Origin of the sequence: Sphingomonas sp. IW22, from assembly GCF_041321155.1 — a bacterium.
Classification (GTDB): domain Bacteria; phylum Pseudomonadota; class Alphaproteobacteria; order Sphingomonadales; family Sphingomonadaceae; genus Sphingomonas.
Window position 1 is genome coordinate 2,235,413 of the sequence record NZ_JBGGWB010000001.1, and the last position, 14,583, is coordinate 2,249,995.

Genomic DNA, 14,583 nt, shown 5'->3' on the forward strand with positions numbered 1-14,583 from the left:
ATGCTGGCTCTGCAACCCATTGATACTGCCGTTACCGCTTTCCGTCCCGATCCGATTACCCAGGACGAGGCAGCTGCTATGTTCCGGGCAGTCCTCAATCTGTTTGGCAAATGGGAGCTGACCGACGAGCAGGCGGCAACGCTGCTCGATATGCCAGTGCGCTCCTATCGCCGCTGGAAGGCCGAAGGCCCCGGGCGCGTCTCGCGCGATGGCCGCGCTCGTCTGTCCAACCTCATGGGTATCCACAAGGCGCTCCGGATCATCTTTTCGGAAAGCTCGCGAGGCTATGCCTGGATCAGGGCAGCCAACGACGCGTTCGGAGGAGCCAGTGCGCTCGACGTGATGCTCGGGGGCGAACTTACCGACATCATGCGGGTGCGTCGCTACCTCGACGCCGAGCGTGGTGGCTGGTGAGCAAAACTGCGGATGTCCCCGTTTCTCGAGTTGAGTGGAAGGGCGCTGTCAGGATCATCCGCAGTGCCTTTCCGCCGATCGACCTGTTTGAGGACATCGCTGATCCAGCCGACTGGCCGCTGCTGATCTCGGCAGAGCAGAAGACCAATCCGCGCATCATGGCCACGATTGGTAATCTCGACTTGGTGCCGGTCGACCGACGCGTCGGCGGAAACGGGGCATCCTACCTCATGGCGCCGTTCACCCACGTCAGCACCGACCGGCCAAGCCGTTTTACCGATGGCAGCTACGGCGTGCTCTACGTCGGCGATCGGTTTGAAACCGCACTGTTCGAGACGATCCACCACCATGCCCGCTTCATGGCACGGACAAAAGAAGCGCCCGGCTGGACCTCGCAGTTCCGGGAGATCGTCATGACGGTCGATGCAGACCTACATGATCTGAGATCCGCAGCTGCGGAACCGGCCCCGATGCTGGACCCTGACAGCTACGCGGCATCTCAAGCTCTCGCCGCCAATCTCAGGGGCGAGGAATCCGACGGCATTGTCTACCCGAGCATCCGACATCCTGGCGGGGAGTGCGTCGCACTCTTCTACCCGGACTGCGCGTCAAATCCTTTGCAGGGGCGCCACCTCGACTATCACTGGGAAGGCGAGCGGGTTGACCTTGTCCGCGATGCCGGTTCGGGAGCTGTTTTCCGCATCGTCGATTTGCCGCCCGATCCTGTCTGACCGCATAAGTTGGCCTTCCGTCCGAGTGCTGTAGGATCTGGGAGCACAGGGGCCGGCCAGCAGACTCAAGTTTGCGCGCCAGCCTTCACGAGTTCATGAAGGGCTTTGTCCGGCGAAACCGGGCCCTTGTACAGCGGGCTACACGGCGTCTCCGCTAGCTTGGCGGAAATCGCCAGGAGGTCGTCATCATCGCCCTTTTCATAGGCATAGGCGGCCAGCCAGAATTCGGCCTGCTTGACGAACTCATTGAGGATGCCCAAGACGCTCCGGTTCGCAGTCTTTGCGTACCGGGCCTGGTCCATCCGCCAGACTTCCTGGGCAATGAATTCAGATGAGACCCCGTGCTCCTTCAGAACCAGCGCCAATTGTGCGGGGAATCTTCGAGCAAGCGTGGCCGCTGGGGCTAGCGGCATAAGCACGGGAAGCAGCGTGCGCTCAGAAACCAGCAAAGCGACCTGCGGCTTCCAGAACAGCACCGTGGCATACCAATTGCCCAGGGCGGTGTCGCTTTGTCCGGGCTCCGCGATCTCGGGTTTGATCCGATCTAGCAGTTTCTTGGTGCAGTGGAGGTGCAACATGGCGGCTTTGGATAGTGCTCGCTGTCAAGGGTGTCCACTGACGCCACCGGCCACGCAGATGGAATGATTGAAATGGAAGGGACCGACCCAAAGCCGGTCGTCCCAGATCAGAAGAATGAATGTCTACTTCCGCTGGAAGCAGCCAAGCGGCTTTCATGAAGGAGCCCCGACCTCGCTTTAGACTGCAATAGGGTGGCAACCTGCGTGCGGGCCAGATCTCCGCGTTGGGTCAGCTGTCAGGCTCGACGTGCCAACATTCTGCGAGTCCGCGCAAGCACAGGATCAGCTTGCCGAGTTCGGTCTCGAAGAGCTACGTCGCCTCGGCGGTGACGCCGACCTATGCGTAGAGCTCGTCCCGCGTGGCCACCCTAGGCCTGCCACCAAGTCGCCGACACGGGCACGTCAGCGGCGTGCAGCTCGGTCACGAGCCGCCGCTGCCACCCATCTTGATCGTCGAGCGGGACGTAGACGACGCCGTCGTAGTCGGACGGGCGTTCGACACCCGGCGAGACGAGCGCGCACACCCGCTCGACACCGAGCTGACCAATGAAGAAGCCCATCTCGAAGAGCACGTTCTGGCGCGGGCGTTGGACCGCGACCGGCGCGGCCTCGCCGGCGGGGACGAGTTCGGGCCGGAGATGACCGAGGTCGTCGCCGGTCAGAAGAACGACGGCGAACGCCGCACCGTCGGCCTCCTCACGGAATTTGGTGAGGATCGAGCGACCGCGGTTCGGCCGTTCCGACAGGATTACCACATCGACGCCAACCCGACGCTCGAGGAACCGTGCGACCGCGTGCTTGGACGCCTCGTCCCGACCGTGCACAAGAAACACCTTCGCCGGCGTGACGTCGACCGCCGGGGCCACTGGCTCGGGTTCCACTGCGGGCGCCTCGGCGGCGACCGCGCCAATAAGGCCGTGCTCGCGAAGGATGGCTAGAAGGTCGCCATCCTTCACGGCCCAATGGGTCCGGCTGAACTCGAAATCCGCCAGCTGCAGGTCCCAGCGGAGTTCTTGGAGCGCCTCGTCCGTCAGCGGGGGGACGGAATCGTCGAACTCGAAGATGACGCGGATATCGCTGCCGCGCTGCTGGATTCGACGGATGTGCCCGATGCGCGGGACGCCGTCCGCCGACTGCTCATACATGAACAGCGTGGGGAGCTTAGCCAGTTCCTCCAGCACTGCGGGCGTTAACGCCAGCAACGGCGCCCGGATATCATCAGCGGTGTGCTCGAGCACCCGGCTGCGGTCCCAGACGTAGGCCCCTTCCTCCCAGGCGTTGTCGCCTGCGGTGACCATCACGTTGAACATGCCGCCTCAATCTCCCCTTTCGGTCGTCGCCGCGGCATCCTCGCCTCGCTCCGGGAAGACCAAACCATTGCGCGGCGTCTCATATTCGCCAAGGCCATCCATCACGAATGCGCGCGAGATACCCGACGCGTCTCGACCGACGCGCAGCGCGATCCTGGTCTCGGTCCACTGCGCCATCAGGATCGCCAAGCCGCCACCTCCGTCGTCGTCGACGTCGTAGCACTGGACGTCGAAACTGGCGCCACCGACCACGAAGCCCCGGGCGGCAAGGCCGTCGAGCAGCGTCTTCGCCTCAAGTTCCCGTACTACCTGGTCGACGGGACGCAAGGCGTCCTCTATCGCAGCCACTGCCTCGCAATGCTCCTGGAAAAGTTGGATCGAGCGGGCGTCGTCGATACTATCCAGTTCGCAGAACCCGAAGTCGATGTTGCGACCTCGGCGAAGCAAGCCGACCAGCCCGCGGCCAGTCGTTATCCGGTCGAGCGGTACGTGAGGTTGATCGGCGACCGATCCGGCCGAGCCAAGCTCGGACGCGGGCACGCCGAGAGCCGCGGCCAGCGAAGCGAGCGACGCCGCGGCGATTTTGCGCCCCGCCTCGGCGCGTTGCACGGTCGCAATGCCTACACCCGCCGACGCGGCCAGATCCTCTTGGGTCATCGCCCGGGATGCGCGAAGCTCCCTGATGTTCTCGCTAACGTTCATATTGTCGATAGCAATCATATTGGTCCTCCCATGTCGATGGGATTCCACGCGGAGCTAACATCAAGCCACCCCAGCCAGACATCACCGAGCCATCACTGGTCATGGCGATGGAAGAAAACCTTTGCGAGGGCCAGAGGCGCCGCCGTTCGCACTTCCCTGGCGCGCCGCCGCGAAGCTTGGGGTCGGCGATCCGCGCGACTACGAAGCGATAATGACAGCGCTCTTGGCAGCGTTGGAATCGAGCGCGATCGACTTGGAAAAGCGGTTCGAGTGAACCACTGCGGAGGGGGGCTCAGAAGGTCCGCGTGACCCGCACGCCGAACTGGTCGTTCACGATGACATAATCGTGCCCGGATGGCCGCGCCGCGCCAGCACCCGGAATCGTCTCGCCTTTCCCAACCTCGAAGCCGGCGGGATCTATCCACGTCACGGTGCCGTCGCGAACGATCGGTCGAACGGCATACGAGGCGCGCGAACCGGTGACCCTCGTCAAACCGGCGGCCGCCGTCGTCGGCACCGCCGGCGGGACGATCCCCCGAGGCCGCGCCTCCATCCAGGCGAGGAAGAGCTGCGGATCTATCCGCTCCTCGGCAGTGGGGACCAACGTGCGGCTCGCGAGCCAGGTCTCGTATTCAGCACGCAGCACGGTCGCGGCCTCGCGCGTCCCGGCCAACCCTTGCGCCATGGCGAACGCGACGAACGGATCGAGCGTGCCCCAGCGCAGCAGCTCGCGGAACCAGAAACCGATCCAGGGCAGCTTCGTGGTCTCGCGCCATGCCGCGATGTTGGGGACTTCGGCCTCGCCGGCGTTGGCGTTCCATGCCTCCGCGACCGCCGCGCCGACAGAGACGCCAAGCCGGAACTCCAGGTTGTTGGCCACGAAGCCCTGCCAGCGGCGGAGCTCGCCGGCCGTCGGCGGCGACGCACCGTCACGCTGCACCCACCATCCAGCAACATCCAGCCACCGGTCGATCAGCGCCTGCTCGGTCGCTCCACGCGCCGTGAAGCCGAAGCCCCTGCCGCCCCGTACGAGTTCGCCCAGCCGCGCGACGAGCGCGAACCGCTCAGCGGTGCCCCATGTGCCATAGTCGGCGGCACCACGAAGCGCCTCCAAGATGGCGGGCGACACCTGCTGGAACTGCCGCCCGACGTAGGGCGTGAAGCCGATCTGGTAGAGCGCGCGGCGCTGGATAGGATCGGGATATAGCCGTGCGGCGACCGCTCCGCCGCGCTTCACGAAGGCTGCCTCCAGCCATACTTCCGCGACGCCGGCGTATCGGGTAAAGGACCGGTTCCAGATGTCGCGTATCGCCGCTTCGACGTCCGTGGGTGTTCCAGAGAGGCGTTCCATCTCCTCGATCGCCGAAAGAATGAAGCCGTCGAGTTCGTCGAGACTGTCGCCGAGCATATCCAGGGTCTGCGTCGATCCGACGCCGAGGTTGCCACCAACCGATTCGGGCAGGGATGCTTCGAGGAACGCGTGCAGGTCGGCGACCGTGCGCAGACCCAGCACATCGTGCGCCTTCTGCCAGATCGAGCGTAGCAGCGTCTGGAGCGGCGTGCTGACGGTGGCGTCGGCGCGGGATTCGGCAGCGATCGCGTCGAGGAGCCGGTTCAGGTTGCGAACAAACCCGTCGCGCTGATTGCGCTGCGTAGCCTGCTCGGCCTGTGCCGTCGACGAGTTGGCCATCGGCAGGCAGACGAGCGTGATGCCTTCCATCGACTCCGCCGCGCCCGGCCGGCCCGCGCGACCCGCGAGATTGCGGAATTCCGCCGTGGGCAGGATGTCGGTAACCGGCTGGCCTGTCGGCCGTATGTCCACGGTCCGCTCCAGGCTCGGCAGGATGATGAGGTCGAACGGGAGGTTCACCCCCTCGGTCAGCGTAGCTGTCGCCACTGTCACCGGGCAGACGCGCCTCTCGATCAACTCGACCATCAAGCGCCGCAGACGCTGCGGCATTTGGCCATGGCTGGTCGCGATGCCACGGTCGAGCAGAGCGACCTCGGACGAGGCCGGTCCGCAATAGTCGACGCAGGTTGCGCGCGCGTCGGCGAAAAGCTGCGCGCCATCTGCCGGCGGCTCGAATGGCGGCAGGGCGTCCCATCCCTTGAGCGTGAACGCCTCGGCATAGCGCTTCATCACGCGGTCGGGCGCCTGCGTGACCGAGATGAGGATGCGACGACCACCGGGGACTAGGTTCATGGCTGTCCACAGTGCATGGTTCTGCACGTAGTGCGGGAGACTTTTGCGTATGGCCGACAGCGGTTCGGGCATCGGGGGAAGGCCGAGGTTGAGGAAGACAGGGTCCTCGCGGCCGCGCACGTAAAGCGGCTGGCCGTTGTTCAGCTCAAGCGTGATACGCGCCGACTGGCCCGGACGCGATTCGAGCACGCCGACCAGCTGACGGCTGCTGCGGTAGCCGAGCCCCACGGGCTCGGCCGCAGCGCTCCCCTCGATCCACCGTGCGACCGGCGGTGCCGCTCCGCCCGCGACGGCGGTCAGCGCCACGCGGCCGATGTCTGGCTTGAGCGCAAGAAGGCGGGTGACCAGACCTTCCAGCCGCATCGCCCGATCGGAGTGTGCGGCGAGATCGCGCATGGTCCGCGGGGTGCCGTCGACGACCACCTGGTGCGCCTCGTCGATGATCAGCAGTTCGAGGCGCCGGACGAGAAGGTGCCCGACATAGCGGATAAGAGCCTCGGCCTTCTCCACCGTGGCGATCAGCACGGTCGGGGTGTCGGCAGTCAGCCAATAATCGGTGATGCCCCAGTCTGTGCCGCCATAGAGGCCGGTGACGGTGATCTCGCCGCGGAACTCAGCGCTCAGCTTCGCTTCGACCTCGCCGGCTAAAGCGCGTGACGGGACGATGTAGAGCGCGAGCGGTGATGGCTTACCGTCCGCCGGTGCGGCCAGAAGGAGTTCCTTCACCAGCGCGAGATTGGCGACCAGCGTCTTGCCCGATCCCGTCGGCGTGCAAAGCGCGAACGACCTGCTGACCGCGAGACGGGCAAGGCCGCTGACCTGCGAAGGCCACAGCACGCCACGACCACGGGCGAACTGCTCGCGGGCAAACCTGTGCAGCTTCGCAGCCGCATCCAGGCCGGGCGCCGCAAGTGGCGCAGCGCGACGGTGCAGGCTATCCCGCGCGAAACGGGCGGCGGAAGCGCTGACAAGCTTGAGCATGATCCAAGCCTCGTCGCCGACGATGCGCGTCGCGACATCCGCCAATGCCGCCAGCTTCTGCAACGCCGTCTCGGTCCTGATCAGCTCGCCGCGCCGCAGCCCATCTGTGAGGAGGCCGATGGACCGAACCGTCTCGACGGCGACATACCAGGCCACCCGGCTCGTCCGGCTCTCCGGCGGCACTTCGTGCTCTTCGTCGGCACCCGACGCGGCGGATGGCGCAATCGGTGACGGGTCGTCATCGCCCTCGGCGAGAAGCCCTTGTGATCCGTCCGGCCCCGTCAGATCCCCATGCGTGGCCCAGAACGCGGCGGTGAGCTCCATCACGGAGTCGAAGTCGCAACCGAGGAACGCGCCTAGGATGGCGCCAACGCCATCGAGCTTCACCCGCTTCAGGATCCCTCCGGCCATCGCCGGCAGACCCGCGAGCTGATATGCGCCGGCGGCGAGCACCTCGGCAGGAACGTCATGTGTGACGTCGTCCCCCGCGCGGGCCAGCCATTCCAGGATCTCGCCCGCGCGGCGGTAACAGGACGCCGCCGCCGGGCCGTCCGGGCCGTCACCCTCCTCGAAGATCGTCGCTGCGTGCAGCAGCCTGCGCGCATCGGTGAAAAGCTCGACCGATTGCCTGGCTGACCAGTCGAGGGACGTGACGCGCCAGCTGCTCTGGATCGACCGCACGAAGAGGCGCGCCTGCTGCGCGGTCAGCGCGTTCTCCGTAGCATGGACCGCGACGAAGGCCTCGGCCAGTGCGCGGCGTTCCGCCTCAAGTTCCGCCATGCTTCACCCACAGGCTGGTGTATATCCGCTTGATTAGGTCTTCGCCGCCTTCGAGGACGATCTCCACGATTTGCAGCGGACGTGTCGCCTTGTAGTCGGCGGGCGCAGCCGCCGTCGGCAGTAGCGTCGCCCCCTTCGGGCGCGTCGGCGATCGGTGCCCGCGACTAGGACGAGGTCGGTGCGGGGCGGGCTCGACTTCCCGAGCAGCGCTTCGTCCAGCGAGAGGATGGTCCGGGCGAAGGCGTCGCGATCCTTGATCGCGAGCAGGTCGCACATCTGTTGGAGACCCTTCGGCACAGGGAGCGCGGTGTTGATGTCGTTCCAGACGCCGTTGTCCTTGTAGACCCGCGCTGGGCCCTTTCCGGTGCCATCGCCCTTCATGATCGTGTCCATCGTCGAAGCCGTGAGATCGGCGCGCCATTTCGCCTCGCCGGCGATGAAGGCGGTCACGGTACCGTCGGCGGCCATCTCGAGCCCGATGAAGTCGTTGCCGGGCCGCCCGTGCACCTCCCGCTTCTTCGTGGGATCGCGCGCGAGGTCGAAGATGTAATCCTCGACCGCGCCATGGCCGCGGAAAAGGAAGATCGGGATCCGCCATGACTTGGTGCCCACCATTGGGTAGGCCTCGGCGATCATGCCCGCCATTACCTCGCCGAACAGACCGCGGATGGTTTTGGGCGGCAAGCAGTTCGGATAGGTGGCGTCGGCACCCATCTCGCCCGCCTCAGGATGGAGCGAGATCCGCACAGCCTTGTGGAAGTGTTCGCGCGCATCGGCGTGAGCTGATTCGAAATAGAGGCGAAGTGCGTCAACTATGGCGTCCTGAAACGGAGCTGTTGATTGTTCCAGCAGCAGGTGGCCGTAGGTGCCTGAGCCCCCGGTCGCGTCGGTGAAGAAGGACTTGAGTGCGGCGAGCGGCGGATTCTCAGTATGTAACACAGGGTGAGGATGCCCGGCACCCTCGACTGTGACAACTAAGATCCGAACCATTATCGTTTTTGAGCAAGAATTCCGCCTTTTATACGCGGCCTTGTGCTGCCGACTGTGGCACCGGCACACGCTCGTTTCTAATCAATTGACTGGCCGCTTCTCCGATCATCGCGACTAGAAAAGGTCTGACAGCAACCGGCCAGGCTCGCTCATAGATAGCCGCCAGTGCGATCGCGCGGGGAACGTCCAGTTCCGGCGGCAGGCGCCGTTGGCGGAGGCCACCGGGAACGGCGCGAAAGTCCCAAAACGCGTTAAAATGCCGACGGCACTATCCTCGAGAACAGGGTTAGGTTAGCTGATGAACGGGCGATATGACTTGGAGGCGGCTTGGCCAGCGTTGTTGATCTTACAGATCCCGTCGCATCGGAGGAGCAAAGCGAGGCTTTAACGCCCGCCGATCAGATCCATCGTATCGCAGAGGGGAAGTTACGCGCGTTTGCCGGGACAATCGACGTAACCACCGGCATCTATCTCGACGACGTTTATGCCCAAAACAAGAGCGTCGCCGAACACACAGCCGCCGATTATCATGGGCGGTTCCTGATTGAGCTCGTCCAGAACGCCAACGACGTCCATGTGCGCGGCGCGCATGATGGTCAGATCGAAGTGCTCCTGGTCGAGGACGAGGGTGATTTCGGAACCCTCTATGTCGCAAATCTCGGAAAACCATTCACCCACGATAATGTCGTGGCGCTTTCGCGCATCGGAATGTCGACCAAGCCGCCCGGTGAGTCGATCGGCAACAAAGGGCTCGGCTTCCGCAGTGTGAGCCACGTCTGTGACGCGCCCGAAGTATACTCGCAGGCGTCGAACGCGATCGGCGCAGGCAGGTTCGAGGGATATTGCTTCACTTTCGCCCGGTCTGAAGATCTGCCCTCGCGGATTGACAACCCGACCGTCCTCGGCCTGGCGCAGTCCGATCTGCCGATGTTCTTTCTGCCGATTGCCCTCGGTACGCAGCCTGAGACCATCGTCGAGTATGCAGCACGCGGCTTCTCGTCCGTCATTCGGCTTCCGCTTCGAGATTTAGACTCGCTTCAGACGGCGAGGGACGAGGTGGCGGCGCTAGATGACGATGGCGCTCCCTTGCTCCTCTTTCTCGATCGTCTCGAGAAGCTCGACGCCAAAGTACAGACCCGCGCTGGTGAGACCTCCTTGGCGTTCACTCTTGAGCGGCATGAAGAGTCGATCACGTCCGCGCCGGTTGCCGCCTCAATCGTCTCGCTAAGCGGTGCGCACTGGTTGCTTGTCCGCGATCATGCGCCCGAGGCTCTCATGCAGCGGGCCGTCGACGATGGCGTCAAGGCCAAGCAGCTCCATAGCAGTTGGAAGGACTGGTCAGGGGTCGGTGAAGTCGGCCTGGCGGTGCCCCTCGATCATGAAATTTCGTCGCCCCGCCTCTATACGTTCTTGCCAATGGGGGAGGGCGCCACAGCGCCCTTTCAAGGCCACCTCCACGGCAGCTTCTTCCCGTCTTCGAACCGAAAAGCCCTCGATGCTAGTGTGGCGCTAAATCGCCTGCTCCTCACCCAAGCGGTCACACTCGCCGCTGCAAGCGTGCGTTGGCTCGCGGACCGCGATACCGGCCGCAGTCATGCGGCTCTCACGGCGATCTCTCGGGCGAAGGCGTCTGTCGATCTCCTCGTATGGACCAACCCGTCGAGCCTCACCGCGGCGAAGAGCCCCGGCGAGCGACTAGATTTGCCGGCCCTCTCGGCTGCGGAGGTCGCGCGCCTCGGCGAGCAAGACTTCGCCTCTGTACCGGTTATCCCATGCGCTGTAACGCTAGGTGGCTTGCTCTCGATCGGTTGGCGCTGCCCCATGGAGGTGCGCGCCACCTTCGAGGTTTCCGCCACCTTTGATCTTTTGGCGGTCGCGAAGCACGGTGCGACTATTTCCCCGCCGATCGCGCCGCTTCTTCCTGAACTCACGTCCGAGCGCATCGGCCGGCTGACACCTTTTCTTCGTCAGTATGCTCCCGCCCTGTTTCGTGACGGTCTGGCACCCATCGAGTGCGCGCGAATTGCGGCGAAGATCGCCGGTACTCTGCGCGCTGGAAAGCGTCCGGCGACGAGCCAGTGGACCGCTTTCTATCGAGATCTGCCTTCCTTCATGAAAGAGGGGCCGGAGATGCTCGTCGGCTTCCCCGTAATTCTCTGCGATGACGGGACGGTTCGTGCCGGCCGCAGCGACGTCCCTACCGATGGCGAACTTCCGCGTGTCCGGCGGCGCCGGCGCAAGGGTGAGCGGATCGAACCCTCCCTTTTCTTCCCACCCGCGACGCGGCCATCGGGTGAGAACGCGGATATCCCGCTTGAGCAACTCCGTGTGCCGGCGCCGTTAGCCGCCCACTTCGCCTTTGCCGCGAACACGCTCCCCTGGCACGGTGAGCTGCGCCCGGCTCGTGAGTTCCTAGAGCGCGGTCAAGTCTCTGCCTATGATGGTGAAACGGTCCTCACCCGTATCTCCCAGGTGGTCAACGCGGGCGCCTCGGTCGAGGAAGCTCTGGCGGGTCTCCGCTGGGCATTTGCAATCTGGCGTCGCGCTCAGGCCACGAGGTCGATTAAGGTCGATACCTCATATCGCTTGCTCGTGCCCACAGCGGATGGGATGATCCACGCGACTGAGGCCGTCTTCTCGGAGACCTGGCCTGATGAACTTCTCGGCCGGCGGCTGAATGCGCTCTTCAGCGCCGCGCCGCCCGACGTTGCCGACTTTTCCGACTATCGAAAGCGCCTTCTCGCGCCGACCAGCCATCGCGCCTTCAAGGGCCAGGCGACGCTGTGGGCGGAGTTTCTGCGCGGACTGGGTGTTGGAACTGGCTTGCGCGCGCTTCCCTTGCCCACCATGCCCCCGACAAGATCCTACGAGGTAACGAGCTTCGGCTTCGCCAAGAAGCTCGGTCTTAGTGATGCCGCCATTGCCGACTGGAAGCGGGACGTCAGCACATTTAACAAGGAGAGCCTCCGCCACACATATTCCACCAACTACAAATTTGCGAACACGCTGTGGCACCTGCCCGGCCAAAGCGACCACGAACGGTTTTCCGACGATTGCCGCGAAATCTACGCCGGTCTGGTGATCGAGTGGCTGGCAGGCGCCGGAAAGGAGTTGCTCCGCGTCGACCTTCGTCACGAGCACTTTTCGAGCGACCAATACCCGTGGTCGACGCCTGCGGGTGCCTTTATTCGTAGCGGCGCTTGGCTGCCCGCGGACGATCCATCATCCGACGGGCCGGTTCGACGCTTCTATAGCCCGTCGGACGTCTGGGTCTCGAGCAACGAGCGCTTTCCCTTCTATCTTCGGCAAGTGGCGGTCACGATCGGCAGGATCATCGATCGCCGGCAGCCGGACGCGCTCAAGAAACTGCGAATCTATGGAAGACTACGCCTTCTGAACGATCCCGCGATCGCCCTCGAACAAGCACGTTTCCTTGCGTCCCAATATGCCGCCGGAACGGTTCGCCCACACTATGAGCAGCAGCTCGCCAACCTCTACAACGCGACCTGGAAGGTTATCGCAGACAAGCACGCAGCGGATCCGCAAGCGACCGGCAAGGCGGCTAACGACATGCCGATCCTTGTCCGTCGGCGCGCCGATCTCGCGGTTACGATCCCGGTCAAGGAGACCGCGCCACTCTACGTCCGCGACAGCGACGACGATCTTGCGCCGAGCCTTGTCGCGTCGATCGATGGCCTCCTTCTCGACATCAAGGGCGCTGATCGCGCGCGGGTGGGCGCCGCAGCAGAAGCCTTGTTCGGCAAGAAGGTGAGCCGCCTATCCACGATGCGCTACGACGTAAAAATAGACGACGTTGCGCTCGACGACATTGAAACCAGCGAAACGGCGCTCGACAAATGCCCCTGGCTCCGCGTGATGCTCGCGGTTGCGATGGAGGGGTTGCGCGGCACTGACGCCGGTCAGCTTCCTGCAGATCGTGGCACCGTTCTCGAACGGCTTAGTGATATCGCCCTCGTGGCGGCGGAAGATGTCGCCTTCGAAATCAACGAACAGCGGATAATGGCCCCTGGTGATCGCCCCGCCTATGTCTTCCGACGCTCGGACCGGCCGACTCTCGTTGTTACCCGGGTCGGTGATCCTCTTACCTGGAATGGCCTCCAACTCTGTCTCCCGGCGATCTGCGACGCGATCGACCTTTCCCCAGTCGCCAATGGCATGCGTCTACTCGCCTACGAGCTCGCCGCTGCCTGCGAGGACATCGGCGAACTCGGTCTCGATGAGGATGTGATTTCCCGACTCGGCCGCACCCTCCAGCTCGAAGACGGCTTCGTGGCTTCGGTCCAGCATCTTATCGGCGAGCGCGTCGATCTTCGGATGCCGTGGATCCGCGCCGCCATCCACTACGGATTGGGGTCAGAAGCTCTGAAGGACTGTGATCGACTTGAGGCCGAGCATGGAGCAGACCCCGCTCGCCTACTCGCTGAACTGATGCCGCTTATCACGGCCGCGGCGACGGATGCCGACGGGCTGCTCAAGGCATGTCGGCGAGCTCAATCAACTGCACAGTTCGGTGAGCTTCTCGACCTCGATTTTGCGCGCTTCAACGAGAGCTTGGCGGCTACAGGAAGCGAGCCGCTGGCCTACCCCGCGGTCCACGCTTCGCAGCTCCTCAATCATATCGTGGACCATGAGACGTCCATCCTGGAGGCTCTCCGCAACGCGGTCGCGTCAACGCTCGACAAATTCGCGCCTGCTCCCGATTACGCGCAGCGCCGTGACGCCCTGCGATCGATGAAGACGGATCAAGCGTGGCTGCCGCTCTATCATTTCGTGCCAGAGGCCGTGCTAGAGGAGTATCTCGCACGGTGGCTGGAAGACGCGGGGGCACCCGCGATCGGCTCGAACCCACATGGCCTGCCTGATCTTGCTGACGTCAGGTTGGCCAACCTAGCGGCGATTAACCGCTTCGCGGCCGCGGCGACGCCCATCGTGCGGGCTTGGTGGAAGGGGCCGGTTTCGAGCATTCCCGACTATTGGCGCGAGGCCAAGGCGGCCGAACAGCATATCCGTGCCAAGCTCGATGCGGCTGGTGCAGTCGACTTCAAGCCGATGGATGAGACAGCGCTTATTTCCTGGTGCGTCAAGCTCGCCTTCTGGCCTGACGGTATGGAGCCAACGCTCGATCTCGACATGCTAGGTATCGGAGCCGATGCAATCGATGCGGCTGCGAAGGAAGCGCAACGCGAGGCGGAGGAACGGGCAGCCAAGGCGCGCTCTGTTCGCGTCAATGATCGCGATGTCGATCCCGAGCATGCTGACTGGACCGAAATCTCGGCCGAGATCGCCGCCCGTCTTTCCAAGCAGGTCAAATCGGCGAGGCTGACCACGCCCACCGAACTAGCCGTGCTCGAGAAACGGACAAACAAGCCGCCAACGAGTCGTAATCCGCGCGATGTTCCGCCTGGGCCGGATCGGACCCCGCAAGCCAAGAAGGACATGATCGGGCGGCTGGGAGAGCTCGTTGTGTATCACTGGCTCAAGGATCGCTTCCGGAACCAGGACATCGACAAGGCATGGGTTTCACGATTCGGTGCCTTGCAGAAGGGCAAAGCTTGGTCCGACGACCTCGGCTACGATTTTGAGTTGAAGCATGATCGGCGAACCTGGCTTATCGAGGTCAAATCCAGCCAGGGTGATCGGTGCCAGTTCGAGATGGGAGAGTCAGAGGTTCGTGCCGCGCGGGAGGCTGCCCGGCCCCGGTCGGGTCAGCGTTATGTAGTGATCTACGTCGCCAACCCGGCAACTTCGAGCGCAACGCGGATCGACGTCTTGCCCAACCCCATGAGCGAGGAGGCGGATGGTATCCTCCGCCTCCTCGGCGAAGGCGTGCGCTTCGGGTTCAAACCGAAATAGGACCAAGGCCGGGATCCTGA

8 protein-coding genes are annotated in these 14,583 nt (G+C 64.0%); 3 read left to right on the forward strand and 5 right to left on the reverse strand.

What is annotated here, in order from left to right:
• Both ACAX61_RS10925 and ACAX61_RS10930 read left to right on the forward strand, forming a co-directional pair.
• Entirely contained in the window at positions 1-414 is a 414-nt protein-coding gene (locus ACAX61_RS10925) for an MbcA/ParS/Xre antitoxin family protein (RefSeq protein ID WP_031286230.1), read from the forward strand.
• On the forward strand, positions 411-1,145 hold the full coding sequence (locus ACAX61_RS10930) for an RES family NAD+ phosphorylase (protein WP_370714777.1): 735 nt from the start codon (positions 411-413) through the stop codon (positions 1,143-1,145). The genes ACAX61_RS10925 and ACAX61_RS10930 overlap by 4 nt, the downstream gene beginning before the upstream one ends.
• A gap of 65 nt (positions 1,146-1,210) precedes the next feature.
• Here the strand turns inward: ACAX61_RS10930 and ACAX61_RS10935 are convergent, their stop codons facing one another.
• The 5 genes from ACAX61_RS10935 to ACAX61_RS10955 all read right to left on the reverse strand — a co-directional run bounded on the left by ACAX61_RS10935 (position 1,211) and on the right by ACAX61_RS10955 (position 8,638).
• A complete protein-coding gene (locus tag ACAX61_RS10935; RefSeq protein WP_370714778.1) occupies positions 1,211-1,723 on the reverse strand; it encodes a DUF6933 domain-containing protein in 513 nt (170 codons plus the stop codon).
• A gap of 368 nt (positions 1,724-2,091) precedes the next feature.
• Entirely contained in the window at positions 2,092-3,033 is a 942-nt protein-coding gene (locus ACAX61_RS10940; protein WP_370714779.1) for a TIR domain-containing protein, read from the reverse strand.
• Positions 3,034-3,039: 6 nt separating this feature from the next.
• On the reverse strand, positions 3,040-3,753 hold the full coding sequence (locus ACAX61_RS10945; protein ID WP_370714780.1) for a helix-turn-helix transcriptional regulator: 714 nt from the start codon (positions 3,751-3,753) through the stop codon (positions 3,040-3,042).
• Between the two features lie 274 nt (positions 3,754-4,027).
• On the reverse strand, positions 4,028-7,699 hold the full coding sequence (locus tag ACAX61_RS10950; RefSeq protein ID WP_370714781.1) for a DEAD/DEAH box helicase: 3,672 nt from the start codon (positions 7,697-7,699) through the stop codon (positions 4,028-4,030).
• Positions 7,700-7,732: 33 nt separating this feature from the next.
• Positions 7,733-8,638 (reverse strand): aminotransferase, encoded by a 906-nt coding sequence (locus tag ACAX61_RS10955; protein WP_370714782.1) that lies wholly within the window; start codon positions 8,636-8,638, stop codon positions 7,733-7,735.
• A 378-nt stretch (positions 8,639-9,016) separates the two neighbouring features.
• Between ACAX61_RS10955 and ACAX61_RS10960 the strand changes: the two genes are divergently transcribed.
• The gene (locus tag ACAX61_RS10960; protein ID WP_370714783.1) at positions 9,017-14,563 is read left to right on the forward strand and encodes a sacsin N-terminal ATP-binding-like domain-containing protein; all 5,547 of its coding nucleotides are present in this window, start codon (positions 9,017-9,019) and stop codon (positions 14,561-14,563) included.
• Positions 14,564-14,583: the final 20 nt, after the last annotated feature.